The sequence below is a fragment of the Bartonella machadoae genome, assembly GCF_022559585.1.
GTDB classification, from domain to species: domain Bacteria; phylum Pseudomonadota; class Alphaproteobacteria; order Rhizobiales; family Rhizobiaceae; genus Bartonella; species Bartonella machadoae.
The window spans coordinates 2,686,054-2,708,601 of record NZ_CP087114.1 but is presented as its reverse complement, the minus strand read 5'-3'; the positions used below and the strand labels follow the sequence as shown (position 1 = coordinate 2,708,601).

Sequence of the window (22,548 nt, the reverse complement as noted above, 5' to 3'; positions counted from 1 at the left end):
CTCATCCTGATAAAAATAAAAAAATTGTCCTACCAAACAGCTAAAAATCAATTAGCAAAGGCAAAACGCCCTATCCCAAATAAGATTCCTTATCCCCCCACTAGGATAGCCTCATTACAATCCAACCAACAAAGATGACCACTTAAGATTTACTTGTACGCACAACGCAACTCACTCTTCTAAAATGCTAAACTAATCAATAGAAAACGAACTAAACATGTCAGAAAAACATTCACCATGAAAGCCCGTAACAGCCTAATTCAAAGCATCTTCTACGCAACATAAAACAAAATAATAAGCTGATATAACCCCTGTATGTTTTTTAGTCTCCGAAAGAACCATACAAAACAGCAGAGGTAAAATGCAAGAGGTCAAAATGAAATCAAAAGCCCCTTAAAACCGCCATAAAATTGCTCATAAAAATAAGAAATGAGAAAAATTATTGATTCAATTCATTTTTTTTCACTAAATTTACCAATAATTAAAGAATCTTTTCAGATGAAAAAAAAAAATAAAAATGCTTGACAAAAAAGACTCTGTAAAAATCCACAGAGCTTGTGGATAACCATGCAAAATCTACGTATTTTTCTCCTTTTAAGGAGGAGAATCGTGACCAATGCCTCTCCCTTTAAAAAAGCGAGTCTTTTCAAAAAATAAGCAAAAAAAAACCAGCATCCATACCGATGCTGGTTTTTTAGTAAAATGGAGGAATCTAAACGCTAAGAGCTTTTAAACGTTTTGCTAAACGCGATACTTTTCGCGCAGCAGCATTTTTATGAAAAACCCCTTTGGAAACCGCACGCATAATTTCAGGTTCAAAATCCTTAAATGCTCTTTCCGCTAAAACCTTATCACCACCAGCTAAAGCATCATCAAACTTACGCATAAAGGTACGAACGCGTGAACGGCGGGCCTTATTAACCTGTGTACGTGTTGCAACTTTGCGCACCGCCTTTCGAGCGGAAGGTGTATTTGCCATAAATATCTCTCTTTCAACGCATCAGGTAGGACCAGTCCAAATAATACCCCTACCCGTCTAAATAAATCCAAGCTCAGCAATAAAATTATAAAGCTGCTAATAACAGCGCAGCTTATAGCGCAATCCTTAAGCTAACGTCAATCAAATTTTCAAAAATAGGTATAAAAATATAAAATCGAACCTCTGAATACTTATTTGAATAATTTAAAGATATCCGGAACAAATGTCGTTTAAACTGCTAAGTTTCGCAAGACATATTGCAAAATTCCACCATGATGCAAATAGTCTAACTCATCCTCCGTATCAACACGACATAATAAGGGAACATTTTTTATCGTTCCATCAGAAAAAGTAATGGTCGCTACCGTCTTTTGACGAGGTTTCAAGTTATGAATTCCTTCTATCGTTACTTTCTCATCCCCCTTTAAGCCTAAAGATTGCCAACTTGTACCCACTTCAAAAACAAAGGGAACGATTCCCATACCAACAAGATTAGAACGATGAATCCGCTCAAAAGATTGAGCAATCACTGCTTTTATACCAAGAAGATTGGTACCCTTCGCTGCCCAATCACGCGATGATCCATTACCATATTCAATACCAGCAAAAATAACGAGAGGAACACCTTCTCGCTTATAGGCCATTGCAGCATCATAAATTGTTTGCTCTACCCCTGATGGATAATGAATTGTATACCCTCCTTCACGACCATTTTCTCCTAGCATGAAGTTGCGAATGCGAATATTGGCAAATGTCCCACGCATCATCACTTCATGATTTCCACGACGTGTTCCATACTGGTTAAAATCAGCCACGCTAACCCCATGCTCCAGCAAATATTTACCCGCAGGAGAATCAGTCTTAATGGAACCAGCCGGAGAAATATGATCTGTTGTGATTTTATCACCAAATAAACCTAAAATCCGCGCATTCTGAATATCTGGCAAAACATCAGGGATTTTCTGCATATTCTCAAAATATGGTGGATTACGGACATATGTTGATTGCTCATCCCAAGAATAGGTAGAACCCGAAGGAACCTGAACTTTTTGCCAATGTTCATCCCCTTTAAAGACATCCGCATATTTTTCAGCAAAAAGTTTACGTGTGACACTCTTTTCGATAAATTCTTGGATTTCTTTAGACGTTGGCCAAATGTCTCTCAAGTAAACGGGTTGACCATCTGAACCTTCTCCAAGAGGCTCCTTCGTTAAATCTTTACGCACCGTTCCTACCAAAGCGTGAGCAACAACCAAGGGTGGTGAAGCTAAATAATTCGCTTGCACATCAGGGGATACACGCCCTTCAAAATTACGATTTCCTGAAAGAACTGCAGCTGCAATTAAACTATGATTATTAATTGTTTTGGAAATAGCTGGGGACAAAGGACCAGAATTCCCTATACACGTTGTACACCCAAAACCCACTAAGTTAAATCCCAGTGCATTTAAATCTTTTTGTAGACCGGAATTGATAAGGTAAGCTTCAACAACTTGCGAACCAGGTGCAAGAGACGTTTTAACCCATGGTTTGCTCTTAAGACCTTTCGCTACAGCATTACGCGCTAAAAGACCTGCGGCAATAAGAACACTTGGATTCGATGTATTTGTGCAAGAGGTAATCGCAGCAATCACGACATCGCCATGGCCAAGCGTAAACGCCTCACCCTCAACTTCATAACGGTCATCTTGCCCAACAGTCTTCTTATAATCTTCGACCAACGCTCCCTCAAAACCCTGTCCAACATTTTCCAATGCCATCCGCCCTTCAGGGCGTTTAGGACCGGCCATAGAAGGCACAACACTTTCCATATCTAATTCAATTGTATCACTAAAAATAGGATTGGCTATTTCTTCATCATGCCACATCCCTTGCGCTTTAGAATAAGCTTCCACCAGAGCAATCCGACTTTCATCCCGCCCTGTCATATTGAGATAACGCACTGTTTCTTTATCAATTGGAAAAAAACCACAGGTCGCACCATATTCAGGTGCCATATTCCCAATCGTTGCCCGATCAGCAAGTGTCATATGCTCCAGACCTGGACCAAAAAACTCAACAAACTTACCAACAACGCCCTTCTTGCGTAACATTTGTGTAACTGTCAATACTAAATCCGTAGCTGTTACGCCTTCTTTAAGCCTACCGGTTAAACGGAAACCTATCACTTCAGGCAACAGCATAGAAACGGGCTGGCCTAACATTGCCGCTTCTGCTTCAATACCACCAACACCCCAACCTAAAACACCAAGACCATTTACCATCGTTGTATGGGAATCCGTTCCTACACAGGTATCAGGATAAACTGTCTGATGTTTTCCCTCATTTTTCATCCACACACATTGCGCTAAATATTCCAGATTAACTTGATGGCAAATTCCCGTGCCCGGCGGAACCACGCGAAAATCTTGAAACGCCTGCTGTCCCCATTTGAGAAAACGGTAGCGTTCACCATTGCGTTCATATTCACACTCAACATTTTCTTTAAAGGCCATAGGGTTGCCAAAATAATCAACAATAATTGAGTGATCAATGATAAGATCTACGGGAATAAGAGGATTGATTTTGTCAGCGTTCCCACCAAGTTTAACCATAGCATCACGCATTGCAGAAAGGTCAACAACCGCAGGTACGCCCGTGAAATCTTGCATAAGAACGCGCGCGGGACGGTAAGCAATTTCCGCACCAGCACTGCCTTTATCATTTAACCACTTAGCAACATTTAGAATATCTTCTTTTTTGACCGAGCGTCCATCTTCAAAACGTAATAAATTTTCGAGAATGACCTTCATTGAAAACGGTAGGCGAGAAACACCATCGAGCCCATTTTTCTCTGCTTCAATCAAACTGTAATAAATATATTCCTTGCCCTCAACATCTAAAGTCCTGCGACAATTAAAGCTATCAATTTGAGTCATGACTGTCCACCCTCATGCTATAAACCACCCAATTTCCCGGAATGAACAACACAAACTACGAGTCAAGGTCGCAGCCTGAGCGCAGACGCAATCACCTCCGCTATCCATTTCCCCCTCTGCTTTCCCATAGGCAAATTCGGAAATCAGCGCCAAAAACTATATTTTACACCAGATATTAATGTAATATATAATTTATAGAACTATTTCTAGAACTATTCTAGACATAATCGCATAAAAAACATGTTTTTTATGCGATTATGTGATTTTTTATCCTATGATGTAATAAATGTTCTCAAAAGAAAAGCAAAGTCGGCAATCACATGGTGTTATCAGGTAAAGATTTGGCAGCACACAGAAACCATGAAGTTCTGTTTGAAGATCTTTCTTTTTGCTTGTTTCCACAGCAACTTATGATAGTCACAGGTCCAAATGGAGTCGGAAAATCTACATTACTACGGATCATCGTTGGTCTTCTTAAAGCTGCTGAGGGTTCTATAACTCTTAAAGACAAACAACAAACATATCCTGTCGCTACGGCGTGTCATTATCTTGGTTCACAAAATGCCATGAAACCTTTCTTATCGGTCATCGAAAATCTGCAATTTTGGTCAGCATTTTATGGACAACATTTGCTCTGTCCGCAGGAAGCTCTTGCCGACATCGATCTTTCTGATCTTGAATCTTTACCCTTCAATGTTTTATCAACTGGGCAAAAAAGGCGTGTGGCTATTGCGCGTCTTTTGCTCTCCCATCGTCCTATTTGGATTTTAGATGAACCAATATCGGGCGTTGATAACCATGCGCAAATTCTTCTTGCCAATGTTTTCCAACGCCATCTCAACCAAGGTGGGATGATTATCGCTGCAACCCATCATCCCCTTGGAATTCCGGAAAACCTAAAAATTGCTCTAGAAGAATTTTCACCTTCTAAAGAGAGAAAAAAATGAAAGCTCTATTCTGGCGTGATCTTAAATTCGCTTTAACTCCGCAAGCCTCTTCGTTAACAGGACTTTTGTTTTTCATCGCTGTTGTTTTAGTAACCCCCTTTACCATTGGGCCAGATCCTAAAGTCCTAGCACAAATAGGTCCAGGCATATTATGGTTTGGAGCCCTTCTCGCAGGACTCCTCAATCTGAATAAACTTTTTCAAACGGATCACGATGACGGAACACTTGACCAATTTATCCTCTCTGCACAAAGACAAAGTTTGACATTGATCATCTTTACCAAATGCCTTGCCCATTGGGTAGGAACAATGTTTCCTCTTATTTTTGTTACTCCTGTTTTAGCATTCATGCTCCATTTAGATGCTACGATAACTTTCACAACAATCCTTACTCTCTTATGCGGAACACCTGCCATTATTTTTATCGGCGCGATAGGAGCTGCTCTTGCAACATCATTGCTACACAGCACTCTTCTCATTTTTATCATCATCTTACCATGGATTGTGCCAATTATAATTTTTGGCGTTTCAGCTGCTATAGCTCCAACAAATCCACATGTCTCTTTTTGGGCTTCTTTGACTCTTCTTATTGCTTTTTCACTTCTTTTGAGTCTCTTTAGCTCTTTTGTTGCCGCTATAACGCTCAAGCTTTTATCAGAATCATAAAAGATGATTGCCGCACAGCAAAACTCTGCCTATTATAAATCTCATGAAGAAAACATCTCGCATAGATAAAACGAGGACGCTCCCGACAAGTTTGACCCGTTTTATGAAAATAAGCAGTGCTATTTTGCCTTGGTTAACGGGTATCATATTCTGTCTTCTTATTTTAGGCTTTGTTCTGATTGTGCATTCTCCTGATGACTATCAGCAAGGTATCACCGTTAAGATTATGTACATTCATGTACCATTTGCCTGGCTCTCGACATTTTGTTATCTTATAATAAGCATCGCTGCATTAGAAATTTTGGTTTGGAAACATCATCTTGCTGATGTAGCACTCAAATGTGGTGCGCCTATTGGAGCAATTTTTACAGCCCTCTCCTTACTAACAGGTGCGCTTTGGGGACGCCCAACATGGGGAACGTGGTGGGTATGGGATGCCCGACTCACATCGGTTTTAATTTTGCTTTTTATCTACCTTGCCATTATCATGCTTGCTCGCGCTTTTGATAATCAAACAAAAGCAACACGCGCTACAGCAATTCTTACACTCGTTGGGCTGGTCAATATTCCCATTATCAAATTCTCTGTTAATTGGTGGAATACACTCCATCAATCAGCGTCACTTTTACGTTCAGGAGGACCAACAATCGAGCATGCTATGTTATGGCCCCTCATAATAATGATATTGTGCTTCAGCCTTCTGTTTATTTTACTCTATTTGATGGCTATGCGAAACGAAATCAATCGTCGTCATATCCAAATACTTCAGATTAAAAAAGCCCGTTATGCACAACATCAGGATTCTTCATCATGCTCGACCTAAACAACATTCACAATGAAGTTTTAGGAAATCTCTCTCAGAAAATTGACTGGTTTCTTGGTACCCTTCACCACGAACAAATTGTGATTCTAAGCTATATGTTTTCTGCACTCTCTCTCTTATGTTTTATTGGGTACATTCTCTACAAAGGTCAATATCAGAAAAAAATCCTACAACAGTTGAAGCAAAAAGAGCTGTTCGGAGAAGAAAAATAGAATGCACAAGGTCCCTCAAAAACCTAAAAACAGCATATCTTTATTCACTTTATTGGGTCTTTTGGGACCCTTTGTGTTTTTTCTTCTTCTCATTATGCTTTTCTTCTATTTTACGAATAGCAAACACCCCAATGATAATTTCCTTCATCCAAGCACATTCTCTGAAAAACCCGCTCCAAAAACCAATCTTCCCCTCCTTGGTAATGAGAATCATCTTCTCAATTTAGAACAATTTAAAGGACGCGTAACATTGGTCAATTTTTGGGGATCTTGGTGTTTATCTTGTCGCACAGAGCATCCACTTCTTATGAGGATTGCACAAGATCAACGTTTTGATGTTATTGGCATTAATTATAAGGATAACAAAGAGAACGCACAACGCTTTTTAAGAAATTTTGGTAACCCTTTTAAAGCTATTGGCTTTGACGCTTCAGGGTATACAGCTATTAATTGGGGTGTCTATGGACCACCAGAAACTTTTCTTTTGAATAAAGAAAGTCTTATTATTGCCAAACATGTGGGACCTTTAACATGGCAAATTTATCAAAAAAAAATCCTGCCAAAAATTGAAAAAGCTATCATGACAAAAAACTCAACACATTGATGATTCATTAGTTCCTGCTCTTAAAGTGAACATCATTATCTTTTCTTCTTTCATCACACCTTAAATGTAATCTCAAAAGCTTGCTTGCATGCCACAATAAGAAGGAATGTGTCATAAAAATTATTTGAGAAAAGATACAATATCTCTTTATGAAATCTTTTAATGGAAGAGAAGAGGCAATATTGGAAGCTAAACAGAGTATGAAAAACGGATTTATACTTTCATAAGCGTAATAATGTTTCTCCCTTTTATCAGTTTTAAACTGTACCATTCTCACGTAATGAGATTTGGAGCAAAAAAGAGTTTTTCAAATAAGCGTGTCGATGAACAAGTTGTACGTTTTCTTCATGCAAAGCACAATTCCACTACAAAATGAAAAAGAACGAGACACTCCAATCTCCACTATTTTTGAAAGAGTGTTGTAGAGATTTTAAGACTATTAAGCTCAATGAAAAGAGACGTTAAAAATGAACAACAAACAGCATCTCTCTAGTATATCATCGCACAATAATACGAAAAAATAACACACAAATAAATTTTTTATGGACAGAGACTCTCTCTTCACGAGAGCCCTCACCCTCAAAAATTTCTTCTCATAAGAGAATTATATATCAACAACATATTTATTTATAACGATAATTTATCGTTTTTCCTGTTGAATGAGAGACCCGAAGATCCTAAGATTCTCTCATTTTAAACTTGCTTTATGCTGAATCAATCAAAACTATCCCCCTTACACATCACAAGTGGAATGATCGTGTGGATAAAAACTCTGAAGAAAGAAGTAAAATACCTCTTATGAATCGTTTTTATGCAAGGGTTATCGCAACATTGTGGGCTGGGAAGAGTATGATGGTGCCGGCTTGTACCTCATAAGCGTAAAAATGGTGGTACTCAATGGATTTTACGCCGTCGTGAAATGGGCTTTTGTGCGCTTTAAGAAATGTTTTTTAAAAAAAGTTCGTGAATGTGTAAGACAATAGCGTTCTGTTTTGCATGAGGGTTATGACCCCATTAAAGAACGTGAGAAGAAAAAACGTAAGGCAATACGAATCTTCCCATCATTTAAAAGATATTGCTCTCAATGCTTTTGAAAGCCGTAAAACTGAATTAAAATGACGGTAAGAAGGTGAGTGGTTTGTACCTTTATATCTTCATATCCTCTCTAAATTAAGCTGCATACCCATTTCAGAGATTACACAAACAAATATACATTAACGACCAAGGCAGAGAAGGCAATAGAAATAACGACAAATATTATACTCTTATCCGTCGTCTTTCAGAGATTGGCTGAAATGCTATCTTGGCATGAAAGGCACAATAGGGACCGTTTTCACCAGAATCGGCACCGCAAAAATGGAAATCTGGTGACAAAGGATCTCCAACTGGCCATCGACATGTATTTTCACTCAATTGTAAAAGATTAAGCTGGCGTGATATAGGAACAACCACATTTGAGTTTGTAGGCAAATCCGTTTCTGTTACATCTTCTGCGATAGGTTCCACCTTTAAAGCTGTTACTTCAGCACTGGAAGAAACAGCATCCGTTGGCACTACAGCCGATGGCGTACGACGTGCACGGGGAGATGACGGACTAGGAGGCGCTTTTTGTGCGCGAGATCCCCCTTGTGCTGTCTTACCACGTCCTGGTAACTTTAATCGATGCACCTTACCGATAACAGCATTCCTACTGACTCCCCCTAACTGAGCGGCAATCTGACTTGCACTTAACCCTTCACTCCAAAGTTTTTTAAGAAGTTCAACGCGTTCATATGTCCAACCCATCTTAGCACTCCATTCTGATCACCTCATTGAGATGCATCTTGTTGCATCTTCAAATGTTCGAACAATATGTTCAATAAATTGAATGAAAAATTTCATACTCCTCTCGAGCACAAAAAATATTCAACCTATGGAACGTACAAACTGAAATACAACCTTGCTTACTGATTTAAACTACAATATGCACCGACTCTCTGACAAGAGCCTTTCCTCCTTGAAGAGTCTATTTAGAATGTTTTCCCCAACTTGCAAACCAAATAGAGGAAAAACTCTTGTATTTAATGAAGACTTTTTCCTATAAATGCTGCAAAATGCTTCTTAGAGAATTTTTATCACTTTTCTGCTAAAATGAAGCACCGACGGAATTTGCATTTCAAAAAAGGTGAGGATGTCTGGCTTATTTCCGATAAAGGTGAGCGTTATCTCGATTTGACGTCTGGCATTGCTGTCAATGTGTTAGGGTATGCTCATCCAAAGGTTGCACTATACCGAAAATTATAAAATCGCTTTATTTACAACATTATTTTGTTTACTATATGGTAAATCCTTAAAATATAAAGGAAATCATGATGGGCACTACCGCTATACAGCCACTTTATACGTGCTTTGCTCGACGGAATTTGCATTTCAAAAAAGGTGAGGGTGTTTGGCTTATTTCCGATAAAGGTGAACGTTATCTCGATTTGACGTCTGGCATTGCTGTCAATGTGTTAGGATATGCTCATCCAAAGTTGGTTGAAACCCTCAAAAGACAAGCTGAAAAACTTTGGCATATTTCCAATCTTTTTCAATCACCCGAACAAGAAGCTCTTGCTGCACGACTTTGTGCAAATAGCTTTGCTGATAAGGTTTTTTTCTGTAATTCTGGCGCCGAAGCACTTGAATGTGCATTCAAAACGGCTCGTCATGCTCATTATGCCTCTGGTCATCCAACACGCGTTGAAATTATTACTTTTGAAGGAGCCTTTCATGGGCGCACACTTGCAACACTTGCGGCAACTGGGCACGAAAAATATCTTGAAGGCTTTGGACCAAAAGCTGGTGGGTTTATTCAAATTCCGTTTTGTGATGAAAATGCTTTGCGGAATGCTATCAGTAAAAAGACCGCAGCTATCCTTATTGAACCTATTCAGGGTGAAGGAGGGATACGAACCGTTTCTCGCGAAACTTTAAGGTTTTTGCGCCAAATCTGCGATGAGCATAATCTGTTACTCATTCTGGATGAAGTCCAAACAGGTATTGGACGAACAGGAAAGCTTTTTGCTTATGAATGGAGTGATATCACACCTGATATTCTTACGCTTGCAAAAGGATTGGGTGGTGGCTTTCCGTTGGGAGCTTGTCTTGCAACAGATGAAGTGGCAAAAAGTATGACACCAGGAACCCATGGTTCAACTTTTGGCGGAAATCTTCTTGGGATGGCTGTAAGCAACAGTGTTCTGGATATCATCTTAGAACCAGGTTTCCTTCACCATGTTCAGCAAATGGGCCATAAGCTAAAAAGTGGACTTTCAAAAATTCTCAACAGCTATCCTGATATTATCTCTACAATTCAAGGTGTTGGTCTTATGCTCGGTATCCAATGTGTCGCTCCTGCAAATGCCGTCGTCGATGCCTTAGAAAAGCAATATGTTCTTAGTGTTGTTGCTAATAATAACGTGGTGCGTTTATTACCCCCCCTTATCATAAAAGAAGAAGAAATAGAGGAAGGTTTATTTCGTATTGAAAAAGCAATTGCTTCTCTTTCACAAACAAATAAAAAAAGGCAAGTATCATAAACATGACAAATACTCTTCGCCATTTCACCGATTTATCGGTTTTAACCCCGCAGACAGCACGTGCTCTTATCGATTATGCAAAAAGTCTTAAAGCATCCTTCAAAGCAGGGAAAAGTTCAAAACTTTTTGTTGGTAAAACACTGGCAATGATTTTTGAAAAACCGTCCACACGAACCCGTATTTCATTTGATATCAGCATGCGCCAACTAGGTGGGGATACAATTATGCTAACAGGTTCAGAAATGCAGCTTGGACACAGTGAAACCATCGCTGATACAGCACGCGTTTTATCGCGTTTTGTGGATATTGTAACCTTACGAACAACACGCCATGATCGGATGCTCGAACTGGCACAATACGCACAAATTCCTGTTATTAATGCCCTTACCGACGATACACATCCTTGCCAAATTCTAGCAGATATACTGACTTATGAAGAGCATCGTGGGCCTGTTGCAAACAAAATATTTGCGTGGATGGGAGATGGCAACAATGTGCTGCATTCCTTGATCGAAGCTGCTGCTCTTTTTGGCTTCCATTTGCGTATTGCTACTCCCGAAGGCAATGAACCACAAGAAAAATTTGTCCATTGGGCTCGAGAACGAGGGGCACATATTACACTAACTCATAATCCACAAGAGGCAGCTAAAGATGCTGACTGTATTATGACTGATACATGGGTTTCTATGGGACAAGAGTTTCGTGCTCGCAGTCATTCTGTTTTTCAGCCTTATCAAGTCAATGAAGCTTTGATGAAATTAGCCAAACCCAATGCTCTTTTCATGCATTGTTTGCCTGCTCATCGTGGCGAAGAAGTTGTCGATGCTGTGATAGATGGGGCGCATTCCGTTGTTTTTGATGAGGCGGAAAATCGTCTTCATGCCCAAAAAGCAATTCTTGCATGGTGTTTACAAGATGCACTTTTCCCTTCACAATAGCCTAGCAAAATAAATCATATAAAAGGCAAAAATACGATGCACGAACAATCCACAGAGACATCTTCTCTCAGCAATATCCATTTGAGTGAAGATGATACTGTTGTTTCCTTTCAAGTCGAAGAACTGGATATTCGTGGACGTGCTGTACAACTTGGAGAAACTTTAAATTCTATTCTGACAAGGCATCAATATCCTGAACCAGTTTCTTATCTTCTCGCAGAAGCCTTAGTTTTAACCGTTCTGCTTGGAACCTCCCTAAAAATTAAGAGAAAATTTATTTTACAAACCCATTCCGATGGCCCCGTTAATATGTTGGTATGTGACTTCTCTCCCCCTTCCAGCCTCCGCGGTTATGCGCGTTTTGATAAAGAAAAGTTAAAAAAAGCAATCATCAATAAGCAAATATCTTCAGAAACACTGTTGGGAAAAGGTACCTTAGCTTTTACTATTGACCAAGGTACCCATACACAGCCTTATCAGGGAATAGTGTCATTAGATGGAGAAAGTCTACAAGAAGCTTCCCGTACCTATTTTGATCAATCAGAACAAATTCCTACCGATATACGTTTGGCAGTTGCTATATTAATGAACCGAGATCAACAAGGAAAACCACAGAAAAACTGGAGAGCAGGAGGTCTTCTAACCCAACTCTTGCCCAGAGCATCATCTCAGCATCAAATATATGAACAAGATAAAAAAACAGAAGAAACGAAAACGCAAACACAACTTGAAAACCAGTGGCAAGAGGTCAAAGCATTAACAGCAACCATTGAAAGCACAGAATTGACAGACCCGCAAGTTGGCAGTAAGCGGTTATTGTTCCGTCTTTTCCACGAACAAGGTGTTAGGGTTTTTAACCCCTCTTCTCTTATTGATCAATGCTCTTGCTCGCGTGAAAAAATTAAAGCAATGCTGGAAGGTTTTCCCGTTGAGGAACGCAATGAAATGGTTGAAGGTGAGTATATTTCAGTCACATGTGAATTTTGTTCAACAACTTATCGTTTTAAATCACAAGAATTTTCTGAAAATGAAATGTAACCAATATTTCTCATAAAGAGAAGAATGTTGGCCGCAGCTAAAATCAATTTTAGTTACACATCTAGAACATAAAAAGGGTTAAAATGAACCTTTAGCGGTATTATATATCTTATTTCCTTAGAGCTAACCGTTCTTTATTGCCTATACAATCATACTCTTGGTTCCAATCAACATACATTCCATATGCTTTTTATAAAAGTAACCCATATCCCTTAAAATATGTTCCTTCCTCCCTGAAAAGATCTCTCTTTTATTTCTTGGCATATCAGCAAGAATTGACCTCTTAACACCACCAAGTTTTTGATGCTTTTTACAATCGTATCAAATTATTGATTTTAAAGATAAACAATCTTTTTAAATCGAAGGAGATTCATGAATAAAGTCCTATTTTTTATTCGAACTCTTTTCGTTTATGGAGAATATGAAGCTGTCAAAGTCAAAACCAACTGCTATTTTTTACTATTATTTTTCAATTCTGCTTTATAACTTTCAAAAAAATCCACAGCTGTGTTTTTGAAGGAATAAGAATTACATATTGCCTCACACTTTTGTTGATAACATTCGCTAATGGGGTCATGACTCTCATGTAGAATAAAACGTCATTGTGCTGCACATTCACGGGCTTTTTTAAAAAACTTTCTTAAAACACCCAAACCCATTTCACAACAACACCCATGGAGATGGTAATAGCGTAAAAGCTATTTAGCACCACCATCTTTCCACTTGTGAGGGAGCAAGTCGGTACCATCATTCTCTTTGCCCGCCCCTAATGTTGCGACAGCACTTGCATTTTGACGATTCATAACTGTCGTTTTGCCTTTCTTCTCGTGTTTTTATCCACACGATCATTCCACTTGTGAGGTGCAAGGGGATAGTTTTGATTGATTCACCAAAAGCAGGAGTGAAGTGAAAAAATCTTAGAATATTCGGGTCTCTCATTTACATGTAAAATGATGAATTAACATTATAAATCAATATCTTGATTATTTTAAGAATCAAAACATGTATACTTGAATATCAAAAGAGCGTTGTAATCGAGCTCAAATGAGAATTGTATAAATTATCTTCATGCAAAAAAGTACAGTATGGAGATAGTTAATATAATAACAGTCTTAGTCTGTTGCTTTATAAACAGAAGAAGAACATTAGAGAAATTCTATTACCGTACATACTTTAAAAAAAACATTGTATGCTTTTTGGTAATAAAACTGTCGATAGCATATACCCGTTAAAATATATTGCTATACTTATCCCAATAATAAAAAGCAAAGCGAGAAAATAAATATCTCATTGTTGAAAAAAATCTAAACCTCTCAAAACGCCTGTAATGCTTTGAATATTTTTTATATAGAATACTGATTCAACAGATATTTTTAGCAATAACGGTAATCTTCTCACTCAAAAATGTTTTCAGCAGAATCCTTGTTTGTAAAAATTAGACGCAATGGCGTAAATTTCATGATCAAATTTGTACCTCCATAGCTTTTACCCCAAAATATAGCTTGTAAAATACTATAACTGATAAAACCAAACCTGAACCTGGAAAAATCTAAACGATATTATAGCCCTTTGCCCGGCACAAAACGGCGCAACCAAACATAAAGCGCACCTCTACCGCCATGTTGATGAGCTGCGCGTTCAAATGCATGAACATAATACCGAAAAGCTGATGTCGATAACCAATGAGGAACAAACTTATACAAAGCACCATCACTTCCAACTGAACGACCTTTTCCTGTAATCACAAGCACATAACGTAATCCACTTTGCTGAGATGATTGTAGAAATTCTTTTAAGAAAAAGTAAGCTTCTTCCTGCCCATAACCATGAAGATCAAGACGCGCTTCAAGTGGATAATGCCCTTTAGCAATTTTACGATGGACAACATGATCAAAGAAATGGACCTTCTGTGTTTTGGTAATCACTATCGTTTCTTTTTTAACCACCGTTGGTCTTTGCTGATTCCCCTGAGATAATGAAAAGATTGGTGATACAGGCTGTTTTTTATGATCAATCTTTGTTGCATTTTTTTTGATAGGAAAAGGGAGTTCATTATGAAGGGGCATTATTGTATGACAAACCCTTTCCCATAAAAGACGATCCTTTGCAGTCAATAAATCCTTCTTTTCTCTCCATTTGCCCGTGGACATTACAATCTTCAATCTCTTATAAAATTTATTTATGCGACTAAAACTTATTCATGCAACCTTATGGGCCAAAGAGATCTTAATTTTCATCTTCCGTTGCAAAAAGTTTCCAATTGGGATCAGACGATAGACTATTGCGAACAAAAGTCCATATATCTCTAATTTCTACAATAGCATCAGGATCACCATCGATACGCTCTCCCTGCTCATTATAGGTTACAGAAATCATTTCACTAACAATCCGTACAGTTAAAAATTGTTCCTTTTCTTGCATTTCTGCTGAGATAAACTCGATCTTATTAATGCCAATAAAAGTAAACTCAACTTTTTCATTGTTTTTTTCGCGTTGCTCAATAGCCGCACTAAAACTTTCAAAAACATTTTGAGAAAGGAGTTTCTTAAGCTGATCACGCTCTCCCTTAGCAAAAGCTGTTACAATCATTTCATAAGCAACTTGAGCACCTTTGATAAAAAATTGAGGAGAAAAATGAGGATCGCTCTGGCAAAGTGCGCGCAAACCTTTATTCAGTGCACTTCCCTCTGGTGAAATTGCATCAATTTCATTAAAATCGCTCTTTTGTGCATTATCCTGATGAGGGAACGAAACAACATTATCTTTCGTTTCTGCTTCACTCTGTTTTTTAGAATGACGTGAATAAGGGTCGAAAGGAGGCTTTTCAAAACCAATCCGCTTTCCTAATACATTACGTAGCTGTACAAAAACGACAACCATAATAACAAGAGCTATGACAAGTATAACGTCAAATTCCATGGGCGCTGTTAATCTCCAAATCTAAGATGATCTGTAATAAACATTGCAGTCAATATCATTTATAACTAAATATGTAAAATAAGGAATCCACTATTTAAATATTTTTATAGCCTTTCATGCCTCTTCATGGCCTTTATTCATTGGTGTTTATACAAGAAGAGCTGTCTATTTTTCTATCCTCAACTTGAGAAGGGAATTTTTGTGTGATAAAGTTCTACTCCATAAGTCCTCGCTTTTTTATCATTCTCCTCCTCAGCGCTCTTTTGATTGAAATTGCCGGTTTTATCTTTGTTGGAGAAGAAATTGGAATTTTAGCAACTTTGAGTCTGGTTGTTCTTACAACACTATTTGGTATTATTTTATTGCGAATTCAAGGGTTTAGTCTTTTAAAAAACATACAACGTGAATTTATCCAAGGGCGTTCATTTAAAAATTATATGATTGATGATGTTTTCATCATTGTGGGTGCGATTTTACTTATTCTTCCAGGTTTTGTAAGCGATCTTTTGGGAATATTACTTCTTATTAAACCAGTCCGCTCCGTTATTTGGCGCTTTTTTTCATCATTTGGCAACAAAATGAATCCTCACACTCAAGGCAACACCAACACGCAAAATGAATCTGAAAAAATTATTGATCTCAACGGTGAAGACTATCAAGTCCATAATGCTACAGAATCTCCATGGCGTAAAAATGATGATCATCCTTGAAATGCTAAAAAAATCTGTAAGTGACGAAAAAAAACAATCAAGACAACAAGAGGGTTCCTTGCAACCTTTTGCGAAGCATGATAACCAGCTTGATCTTTAGATCTAAAATAAAAATATACACAATGATGATGAGAGGTTGGTTATGGCTGAAGGTGAAATGAACAATAACGGTGGAGAACCAGTTTTTGCTGTATTAACGCAATATTTAAAGGATTTTTCGTTCGAAAACCCAAGCGCTCCTCGCTCTTTGCGTCCACGTGAAAAGGCACCACAAATCGATATCAATATTAATGTCAACGCCAACCCAATTGGTGATGATAATTACGATGTCATTTTGACCCTCTCTGTCAAAGCTGATGATGACACTGAAACATTATTTCATGTAGAACTCATTTATGGTGGCGTTTTTCATATTAAAAATATTCCACAAGAACATGTGATGCCTCTTGTTTTTATTGAATGCCCCCGTCTTCTGTTTCCATTTGCGCGGCAAATTATCTCTGATGCCACCCAAAATGGTGGTTTTCCGCCTTTGTGGATTGACCCGATTGACTTTGCCGCTCTGTTCCAAAAGAGACTTGCTGAAGAACAAGAAGACAGTCAAAGTCAGGGACAACCTTCTTAAAAAATTATTTTTTTGTTTTCAAAAAGGCCCTGAATATCAGAGGCCTTTGTTGTTTTACACTTTTTTTGCGTGGTAAGCAGCAAGCATTGCAATATTAACAATATCGGTATCACTTCCACTAAACGGTACAATTTGGACGGACTTTTCTAATCCAATCAAAATAGGACCAATGATTGTTGCTTCACCAAGCTCTTGTAGCATTTTGCTCGCAATAGAAGATGCATGATATCCCGGCATCACTAAAATATTAGCAGGTTCTTTTAATCCCATAAAAGGATATTGCTGCATCAATTTCGAATTAAGCGCCACATCAGCACTTATTTCTCCATCAAATTCAAAGTTAACTTTGCGTTCATGTAAAATATCCACAGCATCTTGAATCTGTTGTGTTACCTGTCCTTTCATATAGCCAAAAGTAGAAAATGCTACAAAAGCTACCCGCGGTTGATAGCCAAACCCACGAACAAAAGAAGCTGTTTGTTCTGCTATATCAGCAAGTTCCTCAGCGTTTGGATGCTCGTAAATCGCTGTATCCGCAATAAACACAGTGCGTCCACGACAAATAGCCATAGAGATACCAATTAATCGTTCTTTTGGTTTCTCATCGATTACGCGACGTATATCAATCAACGCTGTTTCATAATTGCGTGTTATCCCGGTAACCATAGCATCAGCATCATCCAATGCCACCATGCAAGCAGCAAAATAATTGCGATCATTATTGATACGACGATGACAATCACGCAATAGCCAGCCTTGGCGTTGCATTTTTTTATAAAGGTAATTTGCATAAGCATCTGTACGACAAGAAAGCTTGGCATTCATAATCGAAATACCTTCACGTTCCAGATCAATTCCAGCAAGAGCAGCTGTTTCTCTTATTTGTTCTTCACGACCAATTAAAATCGCTTCTCCTAGTTTTTGGTGAACGTAAGAAACAGCCGCTCGCATTACTTGCTCTTCTTCACCTTCTGCAAAGACAATTTGTTTTGGTACTTGACGAACGTGATTGTAAACACCACGCATAATGGAAGAAATGGGATCACGTCTTGCATTTAAATCATGTTCATAAGCTTCTAAGTCATCAATATGCTTTTGTGCAACACCGCTTTCCATTGCCGCTTTTGCCACCGCCACTGAAACAACGGTGAACAAACGCGGATCAAAGGGAACAGGAATAATATAATCTGGACCAAATTTTAATCGCTTTCCACGATAAGCTTCCGCAACACTGTCAGGTACATTTTCACGAGCCAACCACGCAAGAGCCTTCGCTGCAGCAATTTTCATATCCTCATTGATAACTGTCGCATGCACATCAAGTGCACCGCGAAATATATAAGGAAAACAAAGTACATTATTAATCTGATTTGGATAATCCGAACGACCTGTTGCGACAATGGCATCATCACGCACTTGCATAACCTCTTCCGGTGTAATTTCTGGATCGGGATTGGCCATAGCAAAAATGATTGGTTGAGGTGCCATCGACTTTACCATTTCAGGAGTAATGGCGCCTTTAGCTGAAACCCCAAAAAACATATCAGCACCTTCCATCGCTTCGGCAAGTGTACGTTTATCCGTTCGCACAGCATGGGCAGACTTCCATTGATTCATTCCCTCTTTGCGGCCTTCATAGACAACACCTTTTGTGTCACAAAGTATGATATTTTCAGGTCGAAACCCCATTGCCTTAATCAATTCAATACAAGCAATTCCCGCAGAACCCGCACCATTACAAACCAACCGTGTATTTTGCATATCACGCCCCGTTAAATGGAGGGCATTGATGACACCAGCGGCAACAATAATTGCTGTACCGTGTTGATCATCATGAAAAACAGGTACATTCATGATCTCACGTAAGCGACTTTCTATCATAAAACATTCTGGTGCTTTAATGTCTTCAAGGTTGATACCACCAAAAGACGGTTCCAAATGACGCACCAAATTGATAAAATTTTCCGTATCGTTTGTATCAATTTCTAAATCGATTGAATCAATATCTGCAAAGCGCTTAAAAAGGACTGCTTTGCCTTCCATAACTGGCTTAGATGCAAGTGCACCTAAATTGCCCAAACCTAAAATTGCTGTTCCATTTGATATAACAGCAACAAGATTGCCCTTTGCTGTATAATTGTAAGCCAATGCTGGATTTTCAGCAATCGCTTTAACGGGGACAGCAACGCCTGGTGAATAAGCAAGCGCTAAATCATGCTGTGTTGCCATAGACTTTGTTGCAATAATTTCAAGCTTTCCAGGTCGACCACGACTATGAAAATCAAGGGCTTCCCTCTCACTAGCACTATAAATCGTTTGAGATATTTTCTGATCCTGATTGCTTTTTTTCATCTTATTTAACTTTCCCAAAACAGTGAAAATTCTACTCTACAATGTGTGCGTAATTACCCGATTTTAAAATTTGATCCATATGTTATAAACCGCTATGCTTGCTTTAACAGAGCTGATCATATGTTTCAATTTAGAGATAATGAAGATAAATATTGAAGTAAACAAAAAAGGGTGTCAAAGCCTCATTTGCAAGAGACAGGCGCACAAAAATGGATAAGAAAAGTGATCATAAAAATAGTTTAGTCCCACAACCTACCCCCTCACCTGCTCTCCATCAACAGCGCCCAACACCTATGATGGAGCAATATATAGAGATCAAAGCGGTTAATAATGACTCCCTTCTCTTCTATCGAATGGGTGATTTTTATGAATTGTTTTTTAATGATGCAATTGAAGCCGCTCAAGCTTTAGGAATCACACTCACAACACGCGGAAAACATTTGGGTGAAGATATTCCTATGTGTGGTGTTCCCGTGCATACTGCTGACGATTATTTGCAAAAACTTATTGCTTGCGGCTATCGTGTGGCTGTTTGTGAACAAACAGAAGATCCTGCAGAAGCCAAAAAACGTGGAGCAAAATCGGTTGTTCGGCGCGATGTTGTTCGTCTTGTCACACCTGGAACTATAACAGAAGAAAAGCTCCTTGATCCAACGCGTGCAAATTATTTGATGACACTTGCCCGCATAAAAACCAGCGATGGAGAGGAATTTGCCCTTTCCTGGATTGATATCTCAACAGGCATCTTTCGTGTCATGGAAAGCCGCAATGAAAAGCTTTTAGCAGATATTATGCGTGTGGATCCTCAAGAAATCATTGTCGCTGATTCTTTTTTTCATGATAAATCCCATAAATCACTTTTTGATGTTCTCGGTCGCATCATTTCACCTCAACCCATTAGCCTCTTTGAGGTAATCACTGCTGAACGCGATATTTGTAGTTATTTTAAACTCTCAACCCTTGAAGGCGTTGCTGATTATTCACGCTCCGAACTCTCCGCAATTGCTGCTGCCATTCGTTATATCGAAAAAACGCAAATCACCCATCGCCCTCCTCTCATGCGTCCTGAACGTCAAAATGAAAGTGCTACCCTTTTCATTGATGCAGCGACCAGAATGAATCTTGAACTTATTCGAACAACATCCGGTCAACGCGATGGTAGTTTATTAAAAGCTATTGATCGTACCGTAACAGGAGGGGGATCTCGTCTTCTCGTCGATCGCCTCATTGCTCCTCTCACCACACCTGCTGCTATTGATAAACGTCTGGATTCCATCGACTTTTTTCTACGCAACCCATCCCTTGCAGAGGCTATAAAGCTGACCTTAAAAGGGGGACCAGATATGCCACGCGCAGTTTCTCGGTTAGCTCTTGGTAGAGGGGGGCCCCGTGATATGGCGACAATCCAGCGCGGACTTGAAATCATTCGTGAACTTCATCAGCTTCTTAACAATGAATTGCTTCCTCAGGAAATAAGTGATGTACAACAGACTTTTTCACATTTACCTACGACTTTGCATTTACATCTGGAACAGGCATTAGCGGATGACCTTCCTCTCCTTAAACGTGATGGTGGTTTCATTCGCCCTCAATACCATAAAGAGCTCGATGAAATGCGCGCTCTGCGTGATGAATCTCGCCGTGTTATTGCTGAACTTCAAGCACAATATGCTCAAGAAACAGATATTAAAACACTCAAAATCAAACACAACAATATTCTAGGCTATTTCATTGAAGTAACCAATGGACAAGCGTCTGCTCTCACAGATAGCCCACAAGCTAAAGCCCGTTTTATCCATAGACAAACAATGGCAAATGCTATGCGCTTTACCACAACAGAGCTTGCCGATCTTGAAAGCCGTATTGCTCATGCCGCTAACCATGCGCTCACACTCGAATTAGAAATTTTTGAAACTCTTGTTCATGAAATTACCGAACAGGTTGATTTTATCCGTAAAGCCTCTGAAGCACTCGCTGTTTTAGACGTCACTGTTGCGTTAGCGCATCTTGCTGAAGAACAAGGATATTGTCGCCCTAAAGTTGACCAATCACTTACCTTTCATATCACAGCAGGGCGCCATCCTGTCGTGGAACAAGCATTACGAAAGCAAGCAGCAGAACCATTTGTTGCCAATAATTGTGATCTTTCTGTGCAAGAAAATCAACAATATGCAGCAATTTGGCTTTTGACAGGACCTAATATGGGAGGGAAGTCAACCTTTTTGCGACAAAACGCTCTTATTGCTATTATGGCACAAATGGGTTCTTTTGTTCCAGCGACCACAGCGCATATTGGCGTTGTTGATCGCTTGTTTAGTCGTGTTGGTGCTTCTGATGATCTTGCACGTGGACGTTCAACTTTTATGATGGAAATGGTTGAAACAGCAACAATTCTCAATCATGCTAGCAGTCATTCCCTGGTTATTCTTGACGAAATTGGACGTGGCACATCAACCTTTGATGGACTTTCTATTGCTTGGGCTGCTGTTGAATATCTTCATGAAGTTAATCACTGTCGTGCTATTCTCGCTACCCATTTTCATGAAATGACAGCTCTCACCCAAAAACTTGATCGCCTCCATAATGTCACAATGAAAGTAAAAAATTGGGATGGTGATGTGATTTTTCTTCATGAAGTTACAAAAGGAGCTGCCGATAGATCGTACGGCGTACAAGTTGCTAAACTTGCTGGACTTCCCAAGGCAGTTATTACACGTGCTACAGATGTACTCCATCAATTAGAACAAGGTGAAATGGCTGGAAAAGGGCATAAATTAATTGATGACCTCCCGCTGTTTTCCCTTCAAGCGCCATCTTCTGTAAATGATAAAACAAATAAACATTCCATACTTCATGAAGCTTTAGAAAATATCCATCCCGATGAACTCTCTCCTAAACAAGCTTTAGAGGCACTCTATCACCTCAAACAACTTGAAAAAAATCATTCCTCATAGAAACAATATACAAAGTGCTGTTTCATGATCATTTATTCATATTATTGCTTTATTATTGCAATATATTGATCAGCATGAGAAGAAAAGCTTGCGTGTAAGAGTAACAAGCCAGCACCATCATTGTATTTGCTCGCCCCCAATGTTCGAATAGCCCTTGGTATTGAGACGATTCATAATAGGCATTTTTACTCCTCTCTAAACGGATTTTTGCCCCTACAGCAACCCTGCTTGTGATATACAAGAAAGTGATTTTAATTGATTGAACATAAGAGAGTTTGAGATAGGGAAATCTTACAATTTTCGG

At 39.0% G+C, this 22,548-nt stretch carries 17 protein-coding genes and 2 pseudogenes; 13 read left to right on the top strand and 6 right to left on the bottom strand.

Annotated features, from left to right (window positions below):
• Window positions 1-712: 712 nt before the first annotated feature.
• Window positions 713-979, bottom strand: a complete 267-nt coding sequence (gene rpsT / locus LNM86_RS12720; RefSeq protein WP_241437960.1) for a 30S ribosomal protein S20 — start codon at window positions 977-979, stop codon at window positions 713-715.
• A 230-nt stretch (window positions 980-1,209) separates the two neighbouring features.
• On the bottom strand, window positions 1,210-3,897 hold the full coding sequence (acnA, locus tag LNM86_RS12715; protein WP_241437959.1) for an aconitate hydratase AcnA: 2,688 nt from the start codon (window positions 3,895-3,897) through the stop codon (window positions 1,210-1,212).
• A gap of 320 nt (window positions 3,898-4,217) precedes the next feature.
• Between acnA and ccmA the strand changes: the two genes are divergently transcribed.
• The 6 genes and pseudogenes from ccmA to LNM86_RS12685 form a co-directional block, all read left to right on the top strand.
• Entirely contained in the window at window positions 4,218-4,844 is a 627-nt protein-coding gene (gene ccmA / locus LNM86_RS12710; protein WP_241437958.1) for a heme ABC exporter ATP-binding protein CcmA, read from the top strand.
• Window positions 4,841-5,509, top strand: coding sequence for a heme exporter protein CcmB (gene ccmB, locus LNM86_RS12705; RefSeq protein WP_241437957.1), 669 nt, complete (start codon window positions 4,841-4,843; stop codon window positions 5,507-5,509). The genes ccmA and ccmB overlap by 4 nt, the downstream gene beginning before the upstream one ends.
• A gap of 103 nt (window positions 5,510-5,612) precedes the next feature.
• On the top strand, window positions 5,613-6,332 hold the full coding sequence (locus tag LNM86_RS12700) for a heme ABC transporter permease (protein WP_372712442.1): 720 nt from the start codon (window positions 5,613-5,615) through the stop codon (window positions 6,330-6,332).
• Window positions 6,320-6,544, top strand: a complete 225-nt coding sequence (locus tag LNM86_RS12695; RefSeq protein ID WP_241437955.1) for a hypothetical protein — start codon at window positions 6,320-6,322, stop codon at window positions 6,542-6,544. The genes LNM86_RS12700 and LNM86_RS12695 overlap by 13 nt, the downstream gene beginning before the upstream one ends.
• Before the next feature lies 1 nt (window position 6,545).
• The gene (locus tag LNM86_RS12690) at window positions 6,546-7,148 is read left to right on the top strand and encodes a DsbE family thiol:disulfide interchange protein (RefSeq protein WP_241437954.1); all 603 of its coding nucleotides are present in this window, start codon (window positions 6,546-6,548) and stop codon (window positions 7,146-7,148) included.
• Between the two features lie 789 nt (window positions 7,149-7,937).
• Window positions 7,938-8,360: pseudogene (locus LNM86_RS12685) on the top strand (integrase); the annotation flags it as partial.
• 45 nt (window positions 8,361-8,405) lie between these two features.
• Here LNM86_RS12685 and LNM86_RS12680 read toward each other — a convergent pair.
• Window positions 8,406-8,933: a GcrA family cell cycle regulator gene (locus LNM86_RS12680; protein ID WP_241437953.1), complete on the bottom strand. Its 528-nt coding sequence runs from the start codon at window positions 8,931-8,933 to the stop codon at window positions 8,406-8,408.
• Window positions 8,934-9,278: 345 nt separating this feature from the next.
• Between LNM86_RS12680 and LNM86_RS12675 the strand changes: the two are divergent.
• From LNM86_RS12675 to LNM86_RS12660, 4 genes and pseudogenes are all read left to right on the top strand, one after another.
• Window positions 9,279-9,410 (top strand): annotated as a pseudogene (locus LNM86_RS12675) (aminotransferase class III-fold pyridoxal phosphate-dependent enzyme); the annotation flags it as partial.
• Window positions 9,411-9,499: 89 nt separating this feature from the next.
• Window positions 9,500-10,708 (top strand): aspartate aminotransferase family protein, encoded by a 1,209-nt coding sequence (locus LNM86_RS12670; protein ID WP_241437952.1) that lies wholly within the window; start codon window positions 9,500-9,502, stop codon window positions 10,706-10,708.
• A gap of 2 nt (window positions 10,709-10,710) precedes the next feature.
• Window positions 10,711-11,646 (top strand): ornithine carbamoyltransferase, encoded by a 936-nt coding sequence (gene argF / locus LNM86_RS12665; protein WP_241437951.1) that lies wholly within the window; start codon window positions 10,711-10,713, stop codon window positions 11,644-11,646.
• Between the two features lie 36 nt (window positions 11,647-11,682).
• Complete coding sequence (locus LNM86_RS12660) at window positions 11,683-12,684, top strand: Hsp33 family molecular chaperone (RefSeq protein ID WP_241437950.1); 1,002 nt, start codon at window positions 11,683-11,685, stop codon at window positions 12,682-12,684.
• Window positions 12,685-14,243: 1,559 nt separating this feature from the next.
• Here the strand turns inward: LNM86_RS12660 and LNM86_RS12655 are convergent.
• Both LNM86_RS12655 and LNM86_RS12650 read right to left on the bottom strand, forming a co-directional pair.
• The gene (locus LNM86_RS12655) at window positions 14,244-14,834 is read right to left on the bottom strand and encodes a Smr/MutS family protein (protein ID WP_241437949.1); all 591 of its coding nucleotides are present in this window, start codon (window positions 14,832-14,834) and stop codon (window positions 14,244-14,246) included.
• Window positions 14,835-14,910: 76 nt separating this feature from the next.
• Window positions 14,911-15,603, bottom strand: coding sequence for a Tim44/TimA family putative adaptor protein (locus LNM86_RS12650; protein ID WP_241437948.1), 693 nt, complete (start codon window positions 15,601-15,603; stop codon window positions 14,911-14,913).
• A gap of 203 nt (window positions 15,604-15,806) precedes the next feature.
• Between LNM86_RS12650 and LNM86_RS12645 the strand changes: the two genes are divergently transcribed.
• Both LNM86_RS12645 and secB read left to right on the top strand, forming a co-directional pair.
• Window positions 15,807-16,313 carry an FxsA family protein gene (locus LNM86_RS12645; protein WP_241437947.1) on the top strand — a complete coding sequence of 169 codons (507 nt, stop codon included), beginning with the start codon at window positions 15,807-15,809 and terminating at the stop codon, window positions 16,311-16,313.
• A 142-nt stretch (window positions 16,314-16,455) separates the two neighbouring features.
• Entirely contained in the window at window positions 16,456-16,938 is a 483-nt protein-coding gene (gene secB, locus LNM86_RS12640) for a protein-export chaperone SecB (protein WP_241437946.1), read from the top strand.
• A gap of 54 nt (window positions 16,939-16,992) precedes the next feature.
• On the opposite strand, the gene LNM86_RS12635 is transcribed toward secB, so the two are convergent.
• On the bottom strand, window positions 16,993-19,290 hold the full coding sequence (locus LNM86_RS12635; RefSeq protein ID WP_241437945.1) for an NADP-dependent malic enzyme: 2,298 nt from the start codon (window positions 19,288-19,290) through the stop codon (window positions 16,993-16,995).
• 209 nt (window positions 19,291-19,499) lie between these two features.
• Here LNM86_RS12635 and mutS point away from each other — a divergent pair, with 209 nt between their 5' ends.
• Window positions 19,500-22,244 (top strand): DNA mismatch repair protein MutS, encoded by a 2,745-nt coding sequence (mutS, locus tag LNM86_RS12630; RefSeq protein WP_241437944.1) that lies wholly within the window; start codon window positions 19,500-19,502, stop codon window positions 22,242-22,244.
• The last annotated feature ends 304 nt before the right edge of the window (window positions 22,245-22,548 follow it).

Coding starts and splice junctions, on each gene's coding strand:
- rpsT (WP_241437960.1), bottom strand. CDS start 979: ATGGCAAATACACCTTCCGCTCGAAAGGCGGTGCGCAAAGTTGCAACA.
- acnA (WP_241437959.1), bottom strand. CDS start 3,897: ATGACTCAAATTGATAGCTTTAATTGTCGCAGGACTTTAGATGTTGAG.
- ccmA (WP_241437958.1), top strand. CDS start 4,218: ATGGTGTTATCAGGTAAAGATTTGGCAGCACACAGAAACCATGAAGTT.
- ccmB (WP_241437957.1), top strand. CDS start 4,841: ATGAAAGCTCTATTCTGGCGTGATCTTAAATTCGCTTTAACTCCGCAA.
- LNM86_RS12700 (WP_372712442.1), top strand. CDS start 5,613: ATGAAAATAAGCAGTGCTATTTTGCCTTGGTTAACGGGTATCATATTC.
- LNM86_RS12695 (WP_241437955.1), top strand. CDS start 6,320: ATGCTCGACCTAAACAACATTCACAATGAAGTTTTAGGAAATCTCTCT.
- LNM86_RS12690 (WP_241437954.1), top strand. CDS start 6,546: ATGCACAAGGTCCCTCAAAAACCTAAAAACAGCATATCTTTATTCACT.
- LNM86_RS12680 (WP_241437953.1), bottom strand. CDS start 8,933: ATGGGTTGGACATATGAACGCGTTGAACTTCTTAAAAAACTTTGGAGT.
- LNM86_RS12670 (WP_241437952.1), top strand. CDS start 9,500: ATGGGCACTACCGCTATACAGCCACTTTATACGTGCTTTGCTCGACGG.
- argF (WP_241437951.1), top strand. CDS start 10,711: ATGACAAATACTCTTCGCCATTTCACCGATTTATCGGTTTTAACCCCG.
- LNM86_RS12660 (WP_241437950.1), top strand. CDS start 11,683: ATGCACGAACAATCCACAGAGACATCTTCTCTCAGCAATATCCATTTG.
- LNM86_RS12655 (WP_241437949.1), bottom strand. CDS start 14,834: ATGTCCACGGGCAAATGGAGAGAAAAGAAGGATTTATTGACTGCAAAG.
- LNM86_RS12650 (WP_241437948.1), bottom strand. CDS start 15,603: ATGGAATTTGACGTTATACTTGTCATAGCTCTTGTTATTATGGTTGTC.
- secB (WP_241437946.1), top strand. CDS start 16,456: ATGGCTGAAGGTGAAATGAACAATAACGGTGGAGAACCAGTTTTTGCT.
- LNM86_RS12635 (WP_241437945.1), bottom strand. CDS start 19,290: ATGAAAAAAAGCAATCAGGATCAGAAAATATCTCAAACGATTTATAGT.
- mutS (WP_241437944.1), top strand. CDS start 19,500: ATGGATAAGAAAAGTGATCATAAAAATAGTTTAGTCCCACAACCTACC.